General features: G+C 74.5%; 21 protein-coding genes. 12 read left to right on the forward strand and 9 right to left on the reverse strand.

Annotated elements, in window-relative coordinates:
- The first annotated feature begins 50 nt into the window (after positions 1-50).
- Entirely contained in the window at positions 51-1,076 is a 1,026-nt protein-coding gene (fbaA, locus tag ACZ6Q9_RS11455) for a class II fructose-bisphosphate aldolase (RefSeq protein WP_393259797.1), read from the forward strand.
- 66 nt (positions 1,077-1,142) lie between these two features.
- On the opposite strand, the gene ACZ6Q9_RS11460 is transcribed toward fbaA, so the two are convergent.
- Positions 1,143-2,399 carry an LOG family protein gene (locus ACZ6Q9_RS11460; RefSeq protein WP_396828747.1) on the reverse strand — a complete coding sequence of 419 codons (1,257 nt, stop codon included), beginning with the start codon at positions 2,397-2,399 and terminating at the stop codon, positions 1,143-1,145.
- 366 nt (positions 2,400-2,765) lie between these two features.
- Between ACZ6Q9_RS11460 and ACZ6Q9_RS11465 the strand changes: the two genes are divergently transcribed.
- Positions 2,766-3,194, forward strand: a complete 429-nt coding sequence (locus ACZ6Q9_RS11465; RefSeq protein ID WP_350702186.1) for a DUF3151 domain-containing protein — start codon at positions 2,766-2,768, stop codon at positions 3,192-3,194.
- A gap of 60 nt (positions 3,195-3,254) precedes the next feature.
- Here the strand turns inward: ACZ6Q9_RS11465 and ACZ6Q9_RS11470 are convergent, their stop codons facing one another.
- Both ACZ6Q9_RS11470 and ACZ6Q9_RS11475 read right to left on the reverse strand, forming a co-directional pair.
- Positions 3,255-5,060, reverse strand: a complete 1,806-nt coding sequence (locus ACZ6Q9_RS11470; RefSeq protein WP_466021403.1) for a MinD/ParA family ATP-binding protein — start codon at positions 5,058-5,060, stop codon at positions 3,255-3,257.
- Positions 5,061-5,682: 622 nt separating this feature from the next.
- Entirely contained in the window at positions 5,683-6,852 is a 1,170-nt protein-coding gene (locus ACZ6Q9_RS11475) for a diacylglycerol kinase family protein (RefSeq protein WP_393458984.1), read from the reverse strand.
- 123 nt (positions 6,853-6,975) lie between these two features.
- On the opposite strand from ACZ6Q9_RS11475, the gene ACZ6Q9_RS11480 reads away from it, so the two are divergent.
- The 6 genes from ACZ6Q9_RS11480 (at position 6,976) to ACZ6Q9_RS11505 (ending at position 12,131) form a co-directional block, all read left to right on the forward strand.
- Positions 6,976-8,265 carry an adenylosuccinate synthase gene (locus tag ACZ6Q9_RS11480; protein WP_357449811.1) on the forward strand — a complete coding sequence of 430 codons (1,290 nt, stop codon included), beginning with the start codon at positions 6,976-6,978 and terminating at the stop codon, positions 8,263-8,265.
- A 207-nt stretch (positions 8,266-8,472) separates the two neighbouring features.
- Positions 8,473-9,009 carry a hypothetical protein gene (locus ACZ6Q9_RS11485; protein ID WP_396828743.1) on the forward strand — a complete coding sequence of 179 codons (537 nt, stop codon included), beginning with the start codon at positions 8,473-8,475 and terminating at the stop codon, positions 9,007-9,009.
- Positions 9,010-9,018: 9 nt separating this feature from the next.
- Positions 9,019-9,384, forward strand: a complete 366-nt coding sequence (locus ACZ6Q9_RS11490) for a hypothetical protein (RefSeq protein WP_393458990.1) — start codon at positions 9,019-9,021, stop codon at positions 9,382-9,384.
- A gap of 89 nt (positions 9,385-9,473) precedes the next feature.
- Positions 9,474-10,721, forward strand: coding sequence for a phosphoribosylamine--glycine ligase (gene purD / locus ACZ6Q9_RS11495; RefSeq protein WP_393259810.1), 1,248 nt, complete (start codon positions 9,474-9,476; stop codon positions 10,719-10,721).
- A 50-nt stretch (positions 10,722-10,771) separates the two neighbouring features.
- Complete coding sequence (locus tag ACZ6Q9_RS11500) at positions 10,772-11,299, forward strand: SigE family RNA polymerase sigma factor (protein ID WP_466021401.1); 528 nt, start codon at positions 10,772-10,774, stop codon at positions 11,297-11,299.
- On the forward strand, positions 11,292-12,131 hold the full coding sequence (locus tag ACZ6Q9_RS11505) for a hypothetical protein (RefSeq protein ID WP_396828739.1): 840 nt from the start codon (positions 11,292-11,294) through the stop codon (positions 12,129-12,131). The genes ACZ6Q9_RS11500 and ACZ6Q9_RS11505 overlap by 8 nt, the downstream gene beginning before the upstream one ends.
- Here ACZ6Q9_RS11505 and ACZ6Q9_RS11510 read toward each other — a convergent pair.
- From ACZ6Q9_RS11510 to ACZ6Q9_RS11520, 3 genes are all read right to left on the reverse strand, one after another.
- Complete coding sequence (locus ACZ6Q9_RS11510; protein WP_396828737.1) at positions 12,122-13,447, reverse strand: MFS transporter; 1,326 nt, start codon at positions 13,445-13,447, stop codon at positions 12,122-12,124. The two genes, ACZ6Q9_RS11505 and ACZ6Q9_RS11510, sit on opposite strands and share 10 nt — an antisense overlap.
- Before the next feature lie 80 nt (positions 13,448-13,527).
- Positions 13,528-14,742 carry an acyl-CoA dehydrogenase family protein gene (locus ACZ6Q9_RS11515; protein ID WP_396828735.1) on the reverse strand — a complete coding sequence of 405 codons (1,215 nt, stop codon included), beginning with the start codon at positions 14,740-14,742 and terminating at the stop codon, positions 13,528-13,530.
- 1 nt (position 14,743) lies between these two features.
- Positions 14,744-15,196: an SCP2 sterol-binding domain-containing protein gene (locus ACZ6Q9_RS11520; RefSeq protein ID WP_357449789.1), complete on the reverse strand. Its 453-nt coding sequence runs from the start codon at positions 15,194-15,196 to the stop codon at positions 14,744-14,746.
- A 68-nt stretch (positions 15,197-15,264) separates the two neighbouring features.
- On the opposite strand from ACZ6Q9_RS11520, the gene ACZ6Q9_RS11525 reads away from it, so the two are divergent.
- Positions 15,265-15,903, forward strand: coding sequence for a TetR/AcrR family transcriptional regulator (locus ACZ6Q9_RS11525; protein WP_396828733.1), 639 nt, complete (start codon positions 15,265-15,267; stop codon positions 15,901-15,903).
- Positions 15,904-16,119: 216 nt separating this feature from the next.
- Here ACZ6Q9_RS11525 and ACZ6Q9_RS11530 read toward each other — a convergent pair whose 3' ends face one another.
- Both ACZ6Q9_RS11530 and ACZ6Q9_RS11535 read right to left on the reverse strand, forming a co-directional pair.
- On the reverse strand, positions 16,120-16,761 hold the full coding sequence (locus tag ACZ6Q9_RS11530) for a DedA family protein (RefSeq protein WP_393260659.1): 642 nt from the start codon (positions 16,759-16,761) through the stop codon (positions 16,120-16,122).
- 137 nt (positions 16,762-16,898) lie between these two features.
- On the reverse strand, positions 16,899-17,792 hold the full coding sequence (locus tag ACZ6Q9_RS11535) for an NAD(P)-dependent oxidoreductase (protein WP_396828731.1): 894 nt from the start codon (positions 17,790-17,792) through the stop codon (positions 16,899-16,901).
- Positions 17,793-17,879: 87 nt separating this feature from the next.
- Between ACZ6Q9_RS11535 and ACZ6Q9_RS11540 the strand changes: the two genes are divergently transcribed.
- From ACZ6Q9_RS11540 to ACZ6Q9_RS11550, 3 genes are all read left to right on the forward strand, one after another.
- Positions 17,880-18,497, forward strand: a complete 618-nt coding sequence (locus ACZ6Q9_RS11540; protein WP_393459002.1) for a TetR/AcrR family transcriptional regulator — start codon at positions 17,880-17,882, stop codon at positions 18,495-18,497.
- Positions 18,498-18,567: 70 nt separating this feature from the next.
- Positions 18,568-19,773 carry a sensor histidine kinase gene (locus ACZ6Q9_RS11545; protein WP_396828729.1) on the forward strand — a complete coding sequence of 402 codons (1,206 nt, stop codon included), beginning with the start codon at positions 18,568-18,570 and terminating at the stop codon, positions 19,771-19,773.
- Positions 19,770-20,411 carry a response regulator gene (locus tag ACZ6Q9_RS11550; RefSeq protein WP_393259830.1) on the forward strand — a complete coding sequence of 214 codons (642 nt, stop codon included), beginning with the start codon at positions 19,770-19,772 and terminating at the stop codon, positions 20,409-20,411. Before ACZ6Q9_RS11545 ends, ACZ6Q9_RS11550 begins: the two co-directional genes overlap by 4 nt.
- Positions 20,412-20,457: 46 nt before the next feature.
- Here ACZ6Q9_RS11550 and ACZ6Q9_RS11555 read toward each other — a convergent pair whose 3' ends face one another.
- On the reverse strand, positions 20,458-21,069 hold the full coding sequence (locus tag ACZ6Q9_RS11555; RefSeq protein WP_393259832.1) for a DedA family protein: 612 nt from the start codon (positions 21,067-21,069) through the stop codon (positions 20,458-20,460).
- Between the last annotated feature and the right edge of the window lie 3 nt (positions 21,070-21,072).

Below are 21,072 nucleotides of genomic sequence, written 5' to 3' on the forward strand. Positions count from 1 at the left end.
GACAACAGCGGCCGGCGACGGCCGACAGCGGTAAGTAAGGAGCGTTCGACATGCCCATCGCTTCCCCCGAGACCTACGCGGAGATGCTGGACCGCGCCAAGGCCGGCCGGTACGCGTACCCCGCGATCAACGTGACGTCCTCGCAGACCCTGAACGCGGCGCTCAAGGGCTTCGCCGACGCGGAGAGCGACGGCATCATCCAGGTCTCGACCGGTGGCGCGGAATACCTCTCCGGACCTTCGATCAAGGACATGGTCACCGGCGCGGTGGCGTTCGCCGCGTACGCGCACGAGGTGGCCAAGAAGTACCCGGTCAACATCGCCCTGCACACCGACCACTGCCCGCAGGAGAAGCTGGACAAGTTCGTCCGCCCGCTGATGGGCATCTCGCAGGAGCGGGTGAAGCGCGGCGAGGAGCCGCTGTTCCAGTCGCACATGTGGGACGGCTCGGCCGTGCCGGTGGCGGAGAACCTGGAGATCGCCGCGCAGCTCCTCGACGAGGCCGCCAAGGGCAAGATCGTCCTCGAGATCGAGGTCGGCGTGGTCGGCGGCGAGGAGGACGGCGTCGAGAACGCCATCAACGAGAAGCTCTACACCACGGTCGAGGACGGCCTGGCCATGGTGGATGCGCTCGGCCTGGGCGAGAAGGGCCGCTACATGGCGGCGCTGACCTTCGGCAACGTGCACGGCGTCTACAAGCCGGGCAACGTCAAGCTCCGTCCGGAGATCCTCAACCAGATCCAGGAGGCGGTCGGCGCCAAGTACGGCAAGGAGAAGCCGCTCAGCCTGGTCTTCCACGGCGGCTCGGGCTCGCTGCTGTCGGAGATCCGCGAGGCGCTCGACTACGGCGTCGTGAAGATGAACATCGACACCGACACCCAGTACACCTTCTCCCGCCCGGTCGCGGACCACATGTTCCGCAACTACGACGGCGTGCTCAAGGTCGACGGCGAGGTCGGCAACAAGAAGATGTACGACCCGCGGGTCTGGGGCAAGGCCGCCGAGGCCGGCATGGCCGCCCGCGTCACGGAGGCCTGCGAGCACCTGCGCTCGACCGGCACCACGCTCGCCAAGTGACGCGCTGACGCGTACCGCCGGCGGCCGGCTCCCCACCGGGAGCCGGCCGTCGGCGTGTCCGGCCCGTCAGGCCGTCGCGGTGAGCACCCGGACGGCCTCGTGGACGTCGTCGGTGAGGTGCACGGTGGCGGACAGGTCGCCGAACGGCGAGGCGCCCAGCAGCGGTCGCAGCAGCGACTCCACCGGCAGTTCCCGCGTCCAGTACGCGCGGTCCAGGAAGACGTACGCGCCGCTGGCCCCGTCGGTGCCGTAGTAGGTCTTGGTGGCCGCCTGGAACACCTCCTGCACGGTGCCGGCCCGGCCGGGCGCGAAGACGATCCCGCCCCGGGCCAGCCGCAGGATGGTGTCCTCCCGGATGGCGTTGGAGAAGTACTTCGCGATCCGGCCGGCGAACAGGTTCGCCGGCTCGTGCCCGTAGAGCCAGGTCGGGATGGCCAGCCCGCCGGCGCGCGCCCAGTCCACGTCGCCGCCGGCCAGCGTGGCCGAGTCGACGCGGGAGACGCTGGCGGGGTCGGCGGCCCGGGGCCGGGGCGGCGACACCGGCTGGCCGTAGCGCTCCCGGACCAGCAGCGCCGCCGCCGTGTAGCGGTCGTGGTCGGTGAAGTCCGGCGCCCCGGCGAGCAGGTCGATCGCGGCGTCCAGGTCCTCGACCGGCCGCAGCGCCAGGAACGCGCCCAGGTTGGCGGCCTCCATCACCCCGGGCCCGCCGCCGGTCACCACCAGCCGGTCGGCCCGGGCCAGCTCCCAGCCCAGCACGGCCGCCATCCGGTACGGCGCGCTGCCGCGCGGCACCGCGTGCCCGCCCATGATGCCGACCACCGACTGCGGCCCGTGGGTGGCCAGCCAGGCGCGGGTGGCGTCGGCGAGCGCGTTGTCCACGCCGTGGTCGTGCAGCCGCTGGCCGAGCGCCTCCTTCACCTCCGGCAGGGCCCCGCCGTGCGCGCGGAAGTGCTCGTACACCCGGGTGTCGTACATCCCGGCGAAGCTGCCCTCGGCGAAGCCGGCGGCCAGGTCGTCCGGGGTGTAGAGGTGCGAGGGCTGGGTCGGGTAGGGCAGCCCGGAGAACGGCGGCACGACGTTCGCGCCGCGCCGGACCAGGTCGGCGCCGACCTCACGGGAGGCGAAGCGGCACCCGACGAACAGGGTGCCGGTCACCTCGATCCCGGTGAGGTCGGGGACGGGTGCGAGGTCGAGCCGCAGCCCCTGCACGGTCAGCCCGACCAGGCTGCCCGTGGCCAGTCGCCGGTCGAACTCGGCGCGGGTCTCGATCTCGTCGGTGCAGGTGTGCGGCTCGATGACGTCCGCGGGCGGTGGGGTCGGCACCCTCGCCATCCTGCCCCGCCCCGGCAACCGGCCAAACCTGCGGGGGTGGCCGGGTGGTCGGCAGACCCGGGCCGGCGGCCGGGCGGGTGCGGACGGCGCGCGGTGCCGGTGGCGACGTCGGCGGCACCGGGCCGCCCGGCTCGTCGGGGAACGCGCCGGGTCTGCCCGGAACGGACAGGAGCCCGGCGGCCGCGGCCACCGGGCTCCTGCACAACCCGGTCCTGGGGAGGCTCCGGACCAATAGTTGTAGTGGAAAACATCTGCCGGTGGCATAGGCCGCAGGCGTGACCAACTCCTCAGCCGTTCAGGCAACCAGCTCGCCCAACCCCCTCGCGCACCCACGGGCGAAGCGGGTTGAATGGGACGATGCAGAACCTGTTGCCGGAACCACCGGCCACCCTCCTCCCCGCGCACGACGAGGCCGACGCCGCCCTGGCCGCCGCCGAGCAGGCCGGCAGCGACGAGGCGTACGCCGAGGTGGCGGCGCGCTTCCCGACCTACAGCGCCGGCTGGGGCGCGCTGGCGGCTCGGGCCCTCGCCGCGGGCCAGGTCGTCCCGGCGTACGCCTACGCGCGCACCGGCTACCACCGGGGGCTGGACCAGCTGCGCCGCAACGGCTGGAAGGGGCACGGCCCGGTGCCGTGGTCGCACGAGCCGAACCAGGGCTTCCTGCGCTGCCTCTACGTGCTGTCCCGCGCCGCCGACGCGATCGGCGAGGCCGACGAGGCGGCCCGCTGCGCCCAGTTCCTCCGGGACTGCGACCCGGCCGCCGCAGACGCGCTGGCCAGCAACTGACGCCACTCCGACGGCCGGCCCGACACAGTGCGGGCCGGCCGTCGGGCTGTCCCGGGGTCCCTACAACCCCTCCGCCACGGAGGCGGCGATCTTCAGCCAGGCGTCCCGCGTCGCCGAGGAGAGAGCGGCGTACCGGATCGGCTCGCCGGTGTCGATGAGCCGCTCGTACGGCGCGAGCAGCACCGCCCGGGTGCGGGCCGCGAAGTGTTCCTGGATCGCCGGCAGGTCGATCTCCTTGCGCGAGGGCGGCATGGAGACCACGGTGACCGCCTGCCGGACCAGCCGCTGCCGGCCGCTCTGCTCCAGGTGGTCCAGCATCCGGGCGGCCGTCTCCGCCGAGTCGTTCCGGGCCGACATGGTGACCACGAGCTGGTCGGTGGCGTCCATCGCGGCCTGCCAGTTCTGGGCGCGCACGTTGTTGCCGGTGTCCACGAAGATCAGCTTGTAGAACCGGCTCACCACCTCGCGGATCTCGGCGAACGCGGCGGCGGTGAGCATCTCGCCCCCGGTCGCCGACTCGTCCGAGGCGAGGACGTCGAACATCCCCTCGCCCTGCGACCGGACGTACTGCGACAGGTCACCCACCCGCCCGTGCGCGCCCTGGAACTGGCCCAGGTCGCGCAGCATGTCCCGCACCGTACGCGAGTGGAAGTCCTGCTGGGCGCGCATCCCCAGGGTGCCCTGGGTCTCGTTGTTGTCCCACGCCAGCACGTAGCCCCCGCGCTTCTGGCCGAACGTCATCGCCAACAGCAGGATGGCCACCGTCTTGCCGGCGCCGCCCTTCGGGTTAACCACCGTCACCTGACGCAGCCCGCCGAAGTTGCGGCGCACCATCTCGATGTCCCGCCGCAACTCCTGCTCGTGCCGCCCCGGCGGGAGCCGCAGCCCCACCAGGTTCGCCACCGCCCGTACGCCCATCGTGGCCACCGGGTCGGCGGGCCGGACCTGGCGGCGGCGGGCGAAGTCCTCGGCGGTCGGCGGCGCGGCGACCGCCGGGTTCCAGCCCGGGTCGGGCTGGGTCGGCGGCACCGCGGTCACCCCCTCGGCCGGCTGGTACGCCTGCTGCGGTGCCGGGCCGGCGGCTCCCGGCGTGCCAAGGGGCCAGGCCGGCGGATACCAGCCGGGCTGGGGCGGGTACGGGCCGGGCGGCGTCGGGGCGGCCTGCTGCGGCGGGACGGCCGTCTGCGGTGGGTGCGGGACGGCCGCCTGCGGTGGGTGCGGGACGGTCGTCTGCGGTGGGTAGGGGCCGGACGGTGTGGTCTGCGGTGCCCCCGCACCGGGCCCGAGGTCCCCGGCCGGCTCGGCCGACCCGCCATGTCCAGGGCTGCCCGGCTGGGGCACGCCCTGCCCGGTCGCACCGTGACCGGTCGCGCCCCCGCTCGGGGGCGCCGCTCTGGCGGCACCGCGGTACGTCGGGGGCACCGGCTGGGCGGCACGGTGGTTCGTCACGGGTGCCGGCCCGTCGGCTCCGGCCGCCGGTGCAGGTTCGACGGCGGCCGGTGCGGGCCGTTGCGGCGGCTGCGCCCACGGGGACTCGGCCGACCCGCGCGCCCCGCCGCCGTTCGCCGCGCCGCTGTTCGCCGCCGCGCCGCTGTTCGCCGCCGCGTCGCTCGTCGGTGCGCCGCCTCCGCTCCCGGCGCTGCCGGCGACCGGAGCCCCGCTCTTCGCAGGGCCGGCCCCGGTCGCTGCCGAGTCGGCGGCGACCTCCGGCGACCGCTCGCTGGCGGCAGCCCGGTCGGTGGCTGAGGGCTGGGGAATCGCGGCCGGGCGCGTCACCGGGACGGGTGCGGCCGGCTGGTCCAGGCTGAAGGGCGTGTTGAGGTCGACCCGGGTGGGGGCGGGCTGGGGAGACCGGGGAGCGGGCACACCGGCCCCGGCACCCCCGGCCGCCTGTCCACCCGCCCCGACGGCCGGCCCGGTTCCGGCGATGCCCGGGGCGCTCGTGCCCGTGCCGGGCGGGACCGCTGTGCCCGTGCCGGGCGGGACCGCTGTGCCCGTGCCGGGCGGGACCGCTGTGCCCGTGCCCGGCGGGACGGCCGGGTCGCTGGGCGGGGCGACAGCGCCCTGTGCCGGCGGGGCGGTGGGCCGTGTGAAGGGCGTGGGCGGGGCCCAGCCCTGGCCCGAGGGGGCGGGCGCCCGGCCGGAGGCCCTGGCCGGCGGGGGTGCCCAGCCGGTCGTCGCGGCCGGCGGCGCGGTCGTCGCCGGGCCGCCGGTCAGGGACGGGTAGTCGGCGGGCGAGGGCGGGGCGGCCGGCCGGCCCTGCGGCGGGACGGGCGACGTCGGTGAGCTGGTCGACGCCCACGGCGGGGCGTCGGCGCCGTCGATCTGGTCGGGCGGCCAGAGTGGTTCGATGTCCCGCTCCGGCACCGGCGGCTGCCCGGGCACGTGGACCCGGTCGGCGTTCTCGTCCACTACGGTTCCTCCCCATTCCTTCTGCCGAGGATAGGCCCAGTGGCCAGCCATGGTCGGCCGTCGCGGGACGCCGAGGTCAGCTTGTCCAGACCGCCCAGGCGCCCGGCTCGGTCCACCAGGACCGCTTCCGGCTCAGCTCGCCCTCGGCCCCGTCGTCGAGGTACGGGACCTTGCCCTCGCGGGGCAGCACGGACACGGCCCGCCCACGGGCGCGGCGCACCTCCAGCCGCATCCGCTTCCTGCCGAACGCCGAGCGGGTGACCACGGGAACCGCCACCGCCACCTCGACCAGCCCGTCGTTCGGTTCGGGATTGCCGAGCAGTGTCACGTCGTCGAGTCGGGCGTACCCGCCGGCGTTGCCGATCGCGCAGGCCAGCAGCGGGTCGTCGCCGTTGGAGAGGACGGCGTCGTCCACCTCGACCCGCCCCCGCCAGTGCAGCGGCCGGCCGCTGTCGTCGGCGGCGCCGATCAGCGCGCCGTCCAGGGTCACCGAGCCGCCGTCGTTGCGCAGCAGGTCGAGCCGGCGGGCCGTGCCGTCCAGCACCGCGGCGGCCACCGCCGCCGGGTCGCGGGGCAGCCCGAGCTGCGCCGCCAGGTCACGGTGCGTCGTGCTCGTGCTCCGCGCCGGATCGAGCGGGAGTACGCCGATCGGCGGCAGGTCCGGCACCGTGCGGTTGCCGGGGAGGTCGTCGGGACGGCGACTGGGCGGTGGGGCGTACCGCCGGACGAGCCGGCGCACGACGGCGCGCAACTGCGCGTCGCTGGCGGCGGCGACCACCAGCCGGATCTTGGAGTCCGGGTCGGGCCAGGTGAGGCCGTCCGGGCGGGGCGGCCCGTCGAACCGGGCCAGTACCTCGTCGATCTCGGCGTCCGAGCGGGCGGTGACCGTCTCCACCCGGGCGCCCCGGGCGGTGAGCGCGTCCGCGCAGGCCAGCACCGGCACCCGGGGGGTGTCGCAGCGTTCCCCGGCCTTCCCGCCGTGCCGGTCGCCGGTCCCGCAGGCGTCGGCCGCGTCACGTGCCGTCGCGTCCCCGTCCGCCGTCGCGTCGGCGTCGGCCTCGTGCGCCGCAGCCCCGGTCTCGGCTCCGTTTGCCGTCGCGTCGGCCCCGGTCTCGGCTCCGTCCGCCGTCGCCCCGGCGTCGCCCTCGTGCGCCGTCGCGCCGCCGCAGCAGGCACCGCCGCTGCCGCAGGCCCCGCCGGGCGCGTCGCGCTCCGAGCCGAGGGTGAGCAGCACCACGTCGTACACGGAAACGGCCTCCTGCCTCTCGACGCGACCCCTGCCGGCCGCGTCGTCACTACTTGTTAGCCTGACACCCCGGGCTCGCTGACCGGTCGCCACCTGGCACCCGAGCCTTCTGGAGGCGAGAAGATGCCAGCGATCGTGCTCCTCGGCGCCCAGTGGGGCGACGAGGGCAAGGGCAAGGTTACCGACCTGCTGGGTGAGCGGGTCGACTACGTCGTGCGCTACTCCGGCGGCAACAACGCCGGCCACACGGTGATCACCCCGGACGGCCAGAAGTACGCGCTGCACCTGATGCCGTCGGGTGCCCTGTCACCGAGCGCGATGATCGTCATCGGCAACGGCGTGGTGGTCGACCCGAAGGTGCTGCTGGCCGAGATCGACGGGCTCGCCGAGCGGGGCGTGGACGTCAGCCGGCTGCGGATCTCCGGCGACGCGCACCTGATCATGCCGCACCACCGGGCCCTCGACCGGGTCGTCGAGCGCTACCTCGGCAGCTCCCGGATCGGCACCACCGGCCGGGGCATCGGCCCCGCGTACGGGGACAAGGTCGCCCGGATGGGGATCCGGCTGCAGGACCTGCTCGACCCGGGCATCCTGCGCAAGAAGCTGGAGCTGGCGCTGCGCGAGAAGAACCAGCTCCTGTTCAAGGTCTACAACCGCAAGGCGATCGACGTCGACGCGACGATCGAGGAGTACCTGGAGTACGCGGAGCGGCTCAAGCCGTACATCGCCGAGACCCGGGTCATGCTCTGGGACGCGCTGGACCGCGGCGAGACGGTCCTGCTGGAGGGCGCCCAGGCCACCATGCTCGACATGGACCACGGCACGTACCCCTTCGTGACCTCGTCGAACCCGACGGCCGGCGGGGCCTGCGTGGGCGCCGGCATCCCGCCGACGGCGATCAGCAAGGTGATCGCGGTCAGCAAGGCGTACACGACCCGGGTCGGCTCCGGGCCGTTCCCGACCGAACTATTCGACGACAACGGCCAGCACCTGCGCAAGGTCGGCCACGAGTACGGCACCACCACCGGCCGGGAGCGCCGCTGCGGCTGGTTCGACGCCGTCGTCGCCCGGTACGCCTGCCGCCTCAACGGGGTCACCGACCTGGTGGTCACCAAGCTGGACGTGCTGACCGGCCTGCCCAAGGTGCCGATCTGCGTCGGTTACGAGATCAACGGCAAGCGTTACGACGACATGCCGATGACCCAGACCGACTTCCACCACGCGACTCCGATCTACGAGGAGCTCGACGGCTGGTGGGAGGACATCACCGAGGCGAGGACCGAGGCGGAACTCCCGGAGAACGCCCGCCGCTACATCGCCCGCATCGAGGAACTCTGCGGCACCCGCGTCAGCGTGGTCGGCGTAGGCCCCGGCCGCGAGGAAAACGTCCTCCGCCACCCCCTCCTCCCCTAACCCCCACCCCCCCCACCCCCCCCGGGACCGCCCCGTTGATCATGAAGTTGTTGCCTTCGGTGCCGGCGTGTCGGAGCAACAACTTCATGATCAACGGCTCGGGGCGAGGGGTTGTCCACAGGACGGGCCCGGGTTATCCACAGGGGTATCGTCGATTGGCCGCGGGCGGGACAGTCGGTCGGTGTGAGGGCGGATCCGCTGGCGGTCGTGCGGTTGATGGCCGGCGCGCGCGACGGCATCGTGACGCTGGCGCAGGCGCGTGCGGCCGGGTTCACGGTGCACGACGTACACCGGTTCTGTCGGTCCGGTCGCTGGCGTGCGGTGATCCGTGGCGGCTATCTCGTCGATGCCGACCGCTATGACGGCATCCCGCGGCGGGCACGGATCAGGGCGGCTGTTGCATCCTTCGGTGCGTGTGCCGCCGCCGTCCTGACAACGGCCGCCGAATTGCACGGCATCGCGGGGCCGCGGGCGACGGGGGCGATCCACCTGTCGATGCCCGGTCCGGTCGCGAGGCCCGCCCGGCTGGCCCATCCCGACGTGGTGGTGCACCAGTTGACGGTCGCGCCAGGTCAACTGGTCCGAGTCGACGGCATCGCCGCCACCTCGCCGCTCCGGACCGTCGCCGACCTGGTCCTCCGGGAAGACCGCTACGCCGCGGTCTGCGTGCTGGACTCCGCGCTGAACCGAGGGCTCATCACCGACGAGGACCTGCTCGCCGTGCCGCACCTGATCAGACGTTGACGCGGCGCGGTGGCGGCACGCTCCCACCTGGCGGAGGCGGACGGGCGGGCGCAGTCCCCGCTGGAGACCCGGACGAGGTTGCGCTGCGTCGACGGCAAGGTGCCCCCGGACGTCCTCCAGCTCATGGTGCGCGACGACGACGGCTACCTGCTCGGGATCGGTGATCTCGGCTGGCGGGGCCCGAGGGTGATCGCCGAAGCCGACGGGCGGGGCCCGCATGGCACCCCGGAGGCCGTCTACGCCGACCGCCGCCGACAGAACCGCCTGGTCAACGCCGGCTGGACCGTCCTCCGCTTCACCTGGGCCGACACCCTAGACCCCGCCTACATCCCGTGGACCGTCCGCCAGGCCATCGCCGCCGCCCAGCGCCGTTGATCATGAAGTTGTTGCCATCGCCGCCCGGCGTGTCGAGACAACAACCTCATGATCAACGGGGTGGGCGAGGGGGTCAGTAGGATGCGGGTGTGCGGGTTCTTCTTCTTGGTGGTGGGGGGCGGGAGCATGCGCTCGCGCTGGGCCTCGCCGGCGATCCGTCCGTCGAGCAGCTGATCGCGGCGCCCGGGAATCCCGGCATCGCTTCGCTTGCCTCTCTGCGGGGGGTGGATCCGTGTGATCCGGCGGCCGTCGCCGCGCTGGCGGTGGAGACCGGGGTCGACCTGGTGGTGATCGGGCCGGAGGCGCCGCTGGTGGCCGGGGTCGCCGACGCCGTACGTGCCAAGGGGATCCCCGCGTTCGGGCCGTCCGCCGAGGCCGCCCGGCTGGAGGGCTCGAAGACGTTCGCCAAGGACGTGATGACCGCCGCCGGCGTGCCGACCGCCCGCGCGTACACCTGCACGGATGCGGAGAGCACGGCGAGGGCGCTGGACGAGTTCGGCGCGCCGTACGTGGTGAAGAACGACGGGCTCGCCGCCGGCAAGGGCGTCGTGGTGACCGACGACCGCGCCGCCGCGCTCCGGCACGCCGAGGAGTGCGGGCGGGTCGTCGTGGAGGAATACCTGGCCGGCCCGGAGGTCTCCCTCTTCGTGGTCACCGACGGCGAGGCGGCGGTGCCGCTGTTGCCGGCGCAGGACTTCAAGCGGGTCGGCGACGGCGACACCGGCCCGAACACCGGCGGCATGGGGGCGTACGCGCCGCTGCCCTGGGCACCGCCCGGCCTGGTCGACGAGGTCATGCGTGACGTCGTCCACCCGACCCTGGCCGAGATGGCCCGCCGGGGCACCCCGTTCGCGGGCCTGCTCTACGTCGGGCTGGCGATCACCGCCGACGGCCCCAGGGTGATCGAGTTCAACGCCCGCTTCGGCGACCCGGAGACGCAGGTGGTGCTCGCGTTGCTGGAGACCCCGCTCGCCGGGCTGCTGCACGCCGCCGCCACCGGCACGCTGGCCGGGCACCCGCCGCTGCGGTGGCGCGACGGGGCCGCCGTCACGGTCGTGGTCGCCGCCGAGGGCTACCCGGCCGCCCCGCGCAGCGGCGACGTGATCACCGGTGCCGAGGGCCCGGGCGTCATCCACGCCGGCACCCGCCGGGCCGACGACGGGGCGCTGCTCTCCTCCGGTGGCCGGGTGCTCTGCGCCACCGCCACCGGCACCGACCTGGCCGCCGCCCGGGACGCCGCGTACGCGCTGGTTGCCGGCGTGGAGCTGGCCGGCTCGCACCACCGCACCGACATCGCCGCCGCCGCCGTCGAGGGCCGGATCACGATTCCGGGCTGACCGGGCAACCCCCGCCGCCGTCGCCTCCGTTTGACCGGTGAGGCGAGGAGGTGGCGGGATTGCCTGCCGACATCGAGGGCTACCGCGAGTACGTGACGGCGCGGCTGGAGCCGCTGCGCCGCCCGGCGTACCTGCTCTGCGGTGACTGGCACACGGCCGACGACCTGGTGTCGACGGCGCTGGTCAAGCTGCTGCGGCACTGGCGGCGGGTGTCCGCGATGGACAGCCCCGACGCGTACGTCCGGCGGACCCTGCTGCGGGTCTGGCTGGACGAGCGGCGTCGGCCGTGGCGGCGTGAGGCCGCCTGGGCCGAGGTCCCGGACGCCCCCGCGCGGTCCGCGACCGACGGTGCCGCCGACCGGCTGACCATCCTCGCCCTGCTGGCCGAGTTGCCGCCGCGCCGCCGCGCGGTCCTGGTGCTGCGCTACTTCTGCGACCTGTCCGTCGAGGAGACCGCCCGGGAACTCGGCTGCACCACCGGCACCGTCAAGAGCCAGTCGGCGCGGGCGATCGAGGCGCTGCGGGGCCGCCTCGTCGGCGCGCCGGCCCGAGCCCAGGAGGCAGGCACCGATGGATGAACTCTCCCAGCAGATGCGCACGGCGGTGGCCGCGCCGCCACCGACCAGGATCGACGTGGACCGGCTGATCGCCGACGACCGGCAGCGCCGCCGCCACCGGGCGTGGGCGCTGGCGGGCGCCGGTGCCGCCGTTGCGGTCGCGGCGGTCGCGGTGGCACCGGCGCTGCTCGCCGGTCCCGCCCCGGAACCGGGCGGCCTCACCCTGCCGCCGGCCGCCGCGGGTACCGCCGACCCGTCGCTCTGCCCGATCGCCGAGCCGGAGCCCAGTGGCCCGCCGGTGCCGCAGCAGTCGTACGACACGGTGCGCGACCGGCCGACCGAGCGCCCCGACGCCGGCGTGGCCCGGCTGACCGGTGTGCTACGCCCGGTGCTGGCGGCCGTCGTGCCGGCGGAGTTGACGGTCGAGGGCACGATCCCGGGCTGCGACCGGGTCCAGTTCACCTACGAGAAGAGCCACTGGAACTACTACGCCTACGTCCGGCTGGTTCGGGGCGGGCAGGTCGACAACCTCACGGTGATGGTGATGCCGACGGCCGCCGATGAGCCCCGGGGCTGCGCCGCCGCCCCCGATCGCCGGGCCTGCACGAGCACCCGCCTGCCCGGCGGCGGCACCATCACCACCGTCACCGCCACTCTCGGTGACAAGGGGGAACAGCGCTGGGTGCTGGTGCAGCGGGTGGACGGCACGTCCGTGCGGGTGACGACGGACAACTTCCGCGTCGTCGTCGAGCCGGACGGGACCCCGACGGAGGAGTTCGGGCCGCCGCCGGTGCTCAGCGTGGCGCAGTTGACCGAGATCGCCACCACGCCCGGGCTGACGCTCTATCCCTGATCCGGCGGGTCCCGGTGCGCCGAGGGCGCCCACTGTTCGCCGAGTGGGAGGGGCCCCTCGATCCGGCCCGACGTGCCGCCGGGCGGGGCGGGCGGATGGCGGGGCGGCTCGTCCAGATCCCGCAGCACCGGCAGTGGCGCGGCGACCAGTGCCGCCACCAGCAGCGCCCCGGCGAGCAGCAGGAAGGCCGGGCGCAGCCCGAGCCACTCCACCAACGGCCCGGCGAGCAGATAGCCCGCCGGGCCGGCGGCGTACGTGAAGGAGGTCATCACCCCGACCACCCGGCCGCGCAGCCGCTCCGGGGTGCGGGTCTGCATGGCGTAGTTGGCGAGCGGGTTGACCGGCCCGTACGCGAGCCCGATGACGGCGGAGAAGCCGAGCATCGCCGGGTACGGCGGCAGTGCGGCCAGTCCGACCAGGGCCGCCCCGGTGACCACGAGGGCGACCACCATCAGGGTGCGCCGGCGGATCCGCCGGCCCGCCGTGCCGGAGGCGAGGGCCCCGACCACCGATCCGGCGCTCATCGCCATCAGGATCGCGCCGAGCCGGGCCGGTTCGCCCTGGGCGACGAACCACGCCGGCAGCAGCACGCCCTCGACCGGCAGGTAGAGCGCGACCAGCACCATCGTGATCAGTGCGATGGTCCGCAGCAGCCGGTCCCGCCAGACGAACCGCAGTCCCTCGGCGGTGCCGTGCCACAGGCCGGCCGGCGGGCGTTCCGGGCGGCCGGCCCCGGGCAGCCGGACGGCGGCGACCAGCGCGACGGCCAGCGCGAAACCGGCGGCGGTGACCCAGAGCGTCGACCCCGGACCGATCGCGGCGATGAGCACGCCGCCGACCCCCGGCCCGATCAGGAAGGCGAGGCCCCAGACCGCCTCGTGCACCCCGTTGGCCCGTTCGATCCGCCACCCGGCGGCCTGCGCGGCGGCCGGCAGCAGCGTCTCGCGGGCGGTCAGCCCGGCCGGGTCGAAGACGGCCCCGAGCGCGGCCAGCGCCACGATCCAGCCGACGTTCAACCCGAGCAGGGCGTCCACCACCGGGATCGCGGCGACCGAGACGGCGGAGAGCGCGTCGGAGACCAGCGCCGTACGCCGCCGGCCGAGCAGGTCCACGACGGTGCCGGAGACGAGGCTGGACAGCAGCAGTGGCAGCGCGGTGGCCGCCGCGACCAGGCCGGCCGCGGTGGCGCTGCCGGTGCGCTCCAGCACCAGCCACGGCAGGGCCACGGTGGACACCCCGTTGCCGATGCCGGAGAGCAGCGTCGCCGCCTCGACCAGCAGCAGTGGCGTACGGCGGCGGGGTCCGGAGCTGACCATGGTGCTGTCAGCCTAGAGGCCGCGGGCGGTGCTGCACGCCCAGCGCCGCCCGCGTCGCCCGGGCGCGGAGGGTCCTCGAATCAGCGGATCTGGACGCCGGAGACGGCCCGGGAGATGACCAGGCGCTGGATCTCCGAGGTGCCCTCGAAGATGGTGTAGATCTTGGCGTCCCGGTACCAGCGCTCGACCGGGTGGTCCCGCAGGAACCCGGCTCCGCCGAGCAGTTGCACGGCCTTCTCGGTGACGGAGACGGCCACCTCGCCGGCCTTGAGCTTGGACATCGAGCCCTCGCCCGCCGTGAAGGGCCGGTTGTTGCGGCCCATCCAGGAGGCCCGCCAGACCAGTAGCCGGGCCGCGTCGATCTCCGTCCTCATGTCGGCCAGCGCGAACGCGACCGCCTGGTTCTCGATGATGGGCCGGCCGAACTGGACCCGGTCCTTCGCGTAGTCCAGCGCGTACTCGTAGGCGGCCCGGGCCACGCCCAGCGCCTGCGCGCCGACCGTGGGCCGGGACAGCTCTAAGGTGCGCATCGCCGCCTGGCCGGAGGCGCGCCGGCCGGAGCGGGCCCGGTCGAGCCGTTCGCGCAGCGCGTCGCGGCCGCCGAGCAGGCAGCGCCCCGGCACGCGTACGTCGTCGAGGAAGACGTCGGCGGTGTGCGACGCGCGCAGGCCCAGCTTGCGCAGCTTGCGGGTCGCGGCCAGCCCGGCGGTGCCCGGCGGTACGACGAACGCCGCCTGCCCCCGGGAACCGAGCGTCGGGTCGACCGAGGCGGTGACGACGTGCACCCCGGCGATCCCGCCGTTGGTGGCGTACGCCTTCTGCCCGCTCAGCACCCACTCGTCGGTGGCCTCGTCGTAGACCGCCCGGGTGCGCATCGCGCCGACGTCGGAGCCGGCCTCGGGCTCGGTGGTGCAGAACGCGGCGACGGCGGGCTCGTCGACGGTGCCGAAGCACTGCGGCACCCACTCCACCATCTGGTCCGGGGTGCCGGTGCCGTAGATGGCGGCCACCGCGAGGGAGGTGCCGAAGATGCCCAGCCCGATGCCGGCGTCACCCCAGAAGAGTTCCTCGCTGGCGATCGGGAGGGAGAGGCCGGTGGGGTCGGCCCAGCAGGTGGCGAGGAACTCGAAGCCGTACAGGCCGACCTTCGCCGCCTCCTGGATGATCGGCCAGGGAGTCTCCTCCCGGGCGTCCCACTCGGCCGCGGCCGGGCGCACGACCTCGGCGGCGAAGCCGTGCACCCAGTCGCGCAGATCCCGCTGTTCCTCGTTCAGGTCGAGCGAGAACTCGGCCATGTCAGGCCTTGGGGATGTCGAACAGGTTGGCGATGTTGGCGGCCAGGCCCAGGTCACCCTTGGCCTTGAGCTTGCCGGTCATGAACATCATGACGGGGTTGGCCCCACCGGAGACGATCTTCAGGAACTCGACCGGGCCCATGGTGAGGCTCAGCTTCGGGTCGTGCTGTGCGGTCTCGTTGACCGTGCACGCGCCGTCGGCGATGACGACCTCGTAGGTGTCGGTGCCACCGTCGGGGCGGCCGGTGATGTTCCAGTGGATGACCGCGTTGGTCGAGCCCGCCCGGTCGGCGCGGAAGAGCTGCGGCATCCGGCCGAAGACCTCGCCCAGGATCTTGCCGCGCAGGTCGCCGGACATGACCTCGGCGATCTTGTCGTCCGGGGTGGACTTGACCAGCTGGGCGAACTCCTTGGGGCCGACGTTCGCGAAGTTGGCCGGGTCGAAGTCAGTCATGGGTCTGCACCTTCCGGGTGTTGGCTACTCGTGCGTAACCCTACGCACGAGTAGGTATGCTCGCAAGGGTGTCCACGCCACCCACCTTCAAGCGTCTTCCGCGTGCCGTACGCGAGCAGCAGATGCTCGACGCGGCCGTGAAAGTGTTCTCCCGCCGGGGGTTCCACGCGGCCAGCATGGACGAGATCGCCGAGGACGCCGGCATCTCCAAACCGATGGTCTACGCGTACCTCGGCACCAAGGAGGAGCTCTTCGTCGCCTGCCTGCACCGGGAGGGCGTCCGGATGATGCAGGCCATCGCCGGGGCCGCCGCCCCGGAGCTGTCGGCCGACGAGCGGCTCTGGCGCGGGCTGCGGGCGTTCTTCGGTTTCGTCGGGGCGCACCGGGACGGCTGGGCGGTGCTCTACCGGCAGGCGCGGGGCGAGCAGCCGTTCGCCGGCGAGCTGGCGGGCATGCGCGCCCGGCTGGTCGAGGTGGTCGCCGGGATGCTCGACCACGCGCTGCGCGCCGAGGGGCGCGAGGCGGGCGAGACCGACCTGGAGGTCGTCGCGTACGCCCTGGTGGGGGCGACCGAGTCGCTGGCCGACTGGCTCGCCGACCACCCGGAGGCGGACCCGGAGAAGACCGCGACGCGGATGATGAACGTCGCGTGGCTCGGTGCCGGCCAACTCCTGCGCGGCGCCACCTGGCGGCCGCCCACCGCCTGACCTCCCGCCCGGGGAGACCGACGGGCCCGCCGCCCGCGCACGGTCCCATGCCCGGCCGGTGCTGCAGCTCGCCGCCGCCGAAGACGCCCGGCCGCCGCCGACGACGCCGAGGTCCGGCCGCCGCCGCCGACGACACCCGGCTGCCGCCGACGACGCCCGGCCGTCGGCGATGAAGCCGAGGGCCGGCCGGCATCGGCAGCCAAGGCCGCCGGTGGGTTACCGTCGCAGCTCCGCCGGCTCCCGGGCGGGCGCGCCGACGGCCGCCCGGCGACGGCCCAGGAGCCAGCGGGTCACCTCCACCAGCAGGGTCACCGTCAGCGCGAGACCGAGCCCGAGCAGCAGCCCGCGGATCGGGTCCTGCTCGAAGGCGAGTCCGCCGAGGTAACCGACCAGCGCCGAGTAGACCCCCCACGAGCCGGCGGCGAGCGCGTCGAAGGCGAGGAAGCGCCGCCGGGGGAAGCGCGTCGCCCCCATGGTCATCGTGACGGCGGTCCGGCCACCGGGGACGTACCGGGCGACGGTGAGGATCAGCCCGCCCCGCACGGCGATCCCTCGCCGCGCCCACTCGTAGGCGGCCCGTCGTCGGCCGCCGTCAGGCAGGCGGGCGAGGAGGCGTCCGCCGCCGTGCCGGCCGATGGCGTACGACACGTGGTCGCCGACCAGCGCGCCGGCCGCCGCGACCGCGATCACCGCCACCAGGTCGGGTTGCCCGGTCGCCGCGAACACGCCGGCGGTGATCACCGCCGTCTCGCTGGGCACCGCCGGGAAGAAGCCGTCGATCACCGCGATCGCGAAGAGCGCCAGGTAGACCCAGGGCGAGGACATCGTCTGGTGGAGCAGGTCGAGCACCGAATCCATGATCTCGATGCTGGTGCCGCCCGACGGCCCCGCCATCGTCCGGTGGTCACCCGGTGCCTGCTACTTAAGTCGTGCCCGACCCGGAGAGGGATCCGGGTCGGACACGACCGGCCTTCAGGGTCGGGCGCGGACCGGCGTCAGGGTCGTGCGTCGACGTCGGCCACGGCGGCGCCGGAGGCGAACACCTCGACGAGGCTGGTGAGACTCTGGTCGGCGCGGCCGTCCGCCATGCCTCGCCGGAAGACGTCGAGCACGGCGGCCGGCAGCGTGGTGTCGACGCCGGCCGCCCGCACGGTGTGCAGGACGTGCCCGACGCTGGCCACTCCCATCGCCAGCCTGTCCATGTCCCCCTGGTGGTCGCCCGCGTCGATGCGGGGCGCGTAGAACTCCAGGAACGGGGCCACGTTGGCGGTCTTCAGAGCGGCGGGCAGGAACTCCGTCGCGGTGATGCCGTGGGTGCGGGCCACCGCGAGCGTGTGCAGCCAGCTCACCATGACGGTCCAGAACATGTTCATCTCGAGCTGGTAGTACAGCGCCGCCAGCCCTGGGTCCTCGCCCCGGTAGTCGGCACGCGTCAGCACCTCCAGCGTCTGCCGGTGCGCCTCGAACACGTCCCGTGGGCCGCTGTAGTACGTGGCGGACCCGGGGTTCCCGATGCCGGACGGTGGCACCTGCACGCCGCCGGTCAGCTGCCGTGCACCGTGCCCGGCGAGCCACTCCGCCGCCTCTCGGGCCCGCTCAGGGGTGTCCGAGCTGAGGTTGGCGATCACCCGACCGGAGAGCTCGGCCGTGGCCGGGCCCAGGATCGCGTACATCGCGTCGTAGTCGGTGAGGCTGAGGACGACCAGTTCGCTGGCGGCCAGGGCCTCGCCCACGGTCGCCGCCCGGCGCGCGCCTCTGCTCACCAGCTCGTCGGCCTTGGCCGCGGTCCGGTTCCAGACCGTGACCTCGTACCCCTCGGCCAGGAACGCGTCCACCATCGCCCGGCCCATGGGTCCGAGACCCATGACGGTCACCGCGCGGTCGGTCATGATGATCCTCCTCTAGAACGAACGCTCTATCTAGAGCGGGACGCTAGCACGGACTGGAACGAACGTTCTATCCGGTAGGCTGACCGCATGAGGACACCCACACGGCAGGCCCCGACGGCGGACGCCGGCCTCGGCACTCGGGACCGGATCGTGCGGGTCGCCTCCCGGCTGATGCAGCGCCAGGGCTACGACGGCACCGGGGTCAAGCAGATCTCGGTGGAGGCCGGGGCGACGCTCGGGTCGGTCTACCACTTCTTCCCCGGTGGGAAGCAGGAGTTGGCCGTGGCCGCCATCCGTCACGGCGACCAGGAGTTCGCCGACCTGCTCCGGGCGATCCTCGACCAGGCGGCGGACCCGGCCGAGGCGGTGATCTCCTGCGCCCGTGCCCTCGCCGAGGCCCTGCGCGACTCCGACTGGACGGACGGATGCCCGGTCACCTCCACCGCCCTCGGGACGGCCAGCCGGGCGCCGGACATCCAGCAGGCCGCCGCGGAGGCCTTCGCGCACTGGCGGGGGCTGGTCGCGGACAAGCTCCGCCGCGCCGGGATCGCCGAGGACGACGCGCAGGACCTGGCCCACACTGTGATCTCCACCCTCGAAGGCGCCGAACTCGCGGCCCAGGTCTCCCGCAGCGACCGGCCGCTGCTGACGGCCGGCCGGCACCTCGCCCAGTTGATCAACCTGCACCGGTCGCCGGGTGCCTGAGCGGCACGGGCCGCGCGCACACCGGAGGCGGGTGGGCGGCAACGACCTCCGCCCGGCCTAGGCTCGGGGCGTGACCTCCCGAGCCGTCGCGCTCCGGCGCACCGTCGAGCGGTACGCCCCCGTGCTGCTCGCCGTCGTCGTCGCGGCGGGGGTCTGGGGGGCGGCGACCGGCTCGCTCGGGGTGCGCTCGCCGCTGCCCCGGGTGCTGGTCCTCGCCGTCGCCGTCCTCGCGGGCTGGGCCGCCGCGACGGTACGCGTACGGCGCTGGCCGCTGTTCGTGACGGCCGCCGTCACGTGGCTGCTCCTGGCGGCCTGGCCGGCGGTGGCCGTCGCCTCCTGGCAGGCGGGATTCCGGCTGCGGGACCGGCGGCGGCTCGCCGGCTTCCTCGCCGGTGCCGCCCTGGTCGCGGTGGCGGGCGTGGTGATCGGCGTCGTGGTGGGTGGCGAGCGGCGGCTGACCACCGCCACGCCCGCCAACGCGCTGGCGATGTTCGCGTGGACGGTGCTGTTCCCGCTGGTCGTCGGGCTCTGGGTCCGGGCCCGCCGGGACACCCTGGCCGCCCTGCGGGACCGGGCCGAGCGGCTGGAGCGCGAGCAGGAGGCGCGGGCGGAGCGCGTCCGGGCCGAGGAGCGGGCCCGGATCGCCCGGGAGATGCACGACGTGGTGGCGCACCGGGTGTCGCTGATGGTGGTGCACGCCGGCGCGCTGGAGGTCACCGCCACCGATCCGGCGACCGTCGACACCGCGACCCTGATCCGGTCCACCGGACGGCAGGCTCTCACCGATTTGCGGGAGGTGCTCGGCGTGCTGCGCCAGCCCGCGCCCGCCGGCGAGCCGGCCACCATCGGCACCGCCGGGCTGGCCGGCGTCGACGACCTGGTCCGGGAGTCCCGCGCCGCCGGGCTGCGGGTCGACCGGCACGACGAGGGGACGCCCCGGCCCGTTTCCGCGACCGTCGGCCGGACCGTGTACCGGGTGGTCCAGGAGGCGCTGACGAACGTCCGCAAACACGCGCCGGGCGCGGACACCACCGTCCGGCTGCGGTACCTGCCGGGCGGGTTGGAGATCAGCGTCCGTACCGGCCCGCTGGCGGGCGGCCCAGCCCGGCCGGGTGCGGACGATCGGCCGGCGGGCGGTACGGCCCTGCCGGGTGCGGGACTCGGGCTGATCGGCCTCCGGGAGCGGGTGGAACTGCTGGGTGGGCGGCTGGAGGTCGGCCCCCGCGGCGGCGGCTTCCTGGTCCGGGCGTTGATCCCGGTGGAGGAGGCGACATGATCCGCGTCCTGGTGGCCGACGACGAGCAGTTGGTCCGTGCCGGGCTGCGGCTGATCCTGGAGGCGGCACCCGACCTCACCGTGGTCGGCGAGGCGGCCGACGGCGCGGCGGCCCTGGCCGAGACCCGCCGGTTGCGTCCCGACGTGGTGCTGCTGGACGTCCGGATGCCGGGCACCGACGGGCTGACCGCCGCCCCGCAGGTGGTCGCCACCGGGGCGAAGGTCGTCATGCTGACCACCTTCGACCGAGACGAGTACGTGCACCGGGCGCTGCGGGCGGGCGCGGTCGGCTTCCTGCTGAAGGACACGCCGCCCCGGGAACTCGCCGCCGCCGTGCGGACCGTGGCCGCCGGAAACGCCATGCTGGCCCCGACGGTCACCCGGCGGCTGATCGACTCCTTCGCCGAGCGCGGCCCGGCCCGGCGGGACGCCGCACGGCAGCGGCTGGGCCACCTCACGGACCGGGAGTTGGAGATCGTCCGGGAGGTGGGCCGGGGGTTGGGCAACGCCGACATCGCCCGCCGACTGACGATGAGCGAGGCGACGGTCAAGACGCACGTGAGCAGGGCCCTCGCGAAGCTCCAGCTCGCCAACCGGGTGCAGCTCGCGATCCTGGTCCACGACGCCGACCTCCTCTGACGGCCCCGCCACGGCGTCCGGTCGTCCCGGTGCCCGGTGGGACGGGTCAGTGGGGGGTGCGGCGGTGGGCGCGGTGGCGAAGCCAGCGGACGGACTCCAGCACCAGCGTGACCGCCACCGACATGCCCACCGCGGCCAGGATGCCTCTGACCGGGTCGCGTTCGAAGGCCAGCCCGCCGAAGTAGCCGAGCAGGCCGGAGTAGAGCGCCCAGCCCACCGCCGCGATCGAGTCGAACAGCAGGAACGAGCGGAGCGGGTAGCGGACCGCGCCCATGGTGAGGGTCACCGCCGTGCGACCGCCGGGGATGTACCGGGCGGTGGTGAGGATCAGCCCGCCGCGCCGGTGCACCGCCCGGCGGGCCCACTCCGAGCTGGCCCGCCGCCGGCTGTCCTCGGGAAACCGGGCGAGCCGGTGCGCGCCGCCGCCGCGCCCGATGGCGTACGAGATGTGGTCGCCGACGCAGGCGCCCAGCGCGGCGGCGACGATCACCGCCACCAGGTTGGGGCTGCCGTCGGTGGCGAGCACGGCGGCGGTGATCACGGCGGTCTCGCCGGGCACCGCCGGGAAGAACGCGTCGACCGCGGTGAGCCCGAACAGCAGCAGGTACACCCACGGGGAGCTGACCAGCTGCCGGAGCAGGTCGAGCGCGGACTCCATGCC

This window comes from Micromonospora sp. NPDC049139 (genome assembly GCF_055586845.1).

Bases quoted from the DNA above. Each gene is read 5' to 3' on its own strand.
- ACZ6Q9_RS11515 (WP_396828735.1), bottom strand. From the start codon at position 14,742: ATGGCCGAGTTCTCGCTCGACCTGAACGAGGAACAGCGGGATCTGCGC.
- ACZ6Q9_RS11550 (WP_393259830.1), top strand. From the start codon at position 19,770: ATGATCCGCGTCCTGGTGGCCGACGACGAGCAGTTGGTCCGTGCCGGG.
- ACZ6Q9_RS11555 (WP_393259832.1), bottom strand. From the start codon at position 21,069: ATGGAGTCCGCGCTCGACCTGCTCCGGCAGCTGGTCAGCTCCCCGTGG.
- ACZ6Q9_RS11540 (WP_393459002.1), top strand. From the start codon at position 17,880: ATGAGGACACCCACACGGCAGGCCCCGACGGCGGACGCCGGCCTCGGC.
- ACZ6Q9_RS11530 (WP_393260659.1), bottom strand. From the start codon at position 16,761: ATGGATTCGGTGCTCGACCTGCTCCACCAGACGATGTCCTCGCCCTGG.
- ACZ6Q9_RS11520 (WP_357449789.1), bottom strand. From the start codon at position 15,196: ATGACTGACTTCGACCCGGCCAACTTCGCGAACGTCGGCCCCAAGGAG.
- ACZ6Q9_RS11505 (WP_396828739.1), top strand. From the start codon at position 11,292: ATGGATGAACTCTCCCAGCAGATGCGCACGGCGGTGGCCGCGCCGCCA.
- fbaA (WP_393259797.1), top strand. From the start codon at position 51: ATGCCCATCGCTTCCCCCGAGACCTACGCGGAGATGCTGGACCGCGCC.
- ACZ6Q9_RS11535 (WP_396828731.1), bottom strand. From the start codon at position 17,792: ATGACCGACCGCGCGGTGACCGTCATGGGTCTCGGACCCATGGGCCGG.
- ACZ6Q9_RS11480 (WP_357449811.1), top strand. From the start codon at position 6,976: ATGCCAGCGATCGTGCTCCTCGGCGCCCAGTGGGGCGACGAGGGCAAG.
- ACZ6Q9_RS11465 (WP_350702186.1), top strand. From the start codon at position 2,766: ATGCAGAACCTGTTGCCGGAACCACCGGCCACCCTCCTCCCCGCGCAC.
- ACZ6Q9_RS11510 (WP_396828737.1), bottom strand. From the start codon at position 13,447: ATGGTCAGCTCCGGACCCCGCCGCCGTACGCCACTGCTGCTGGTCGAG.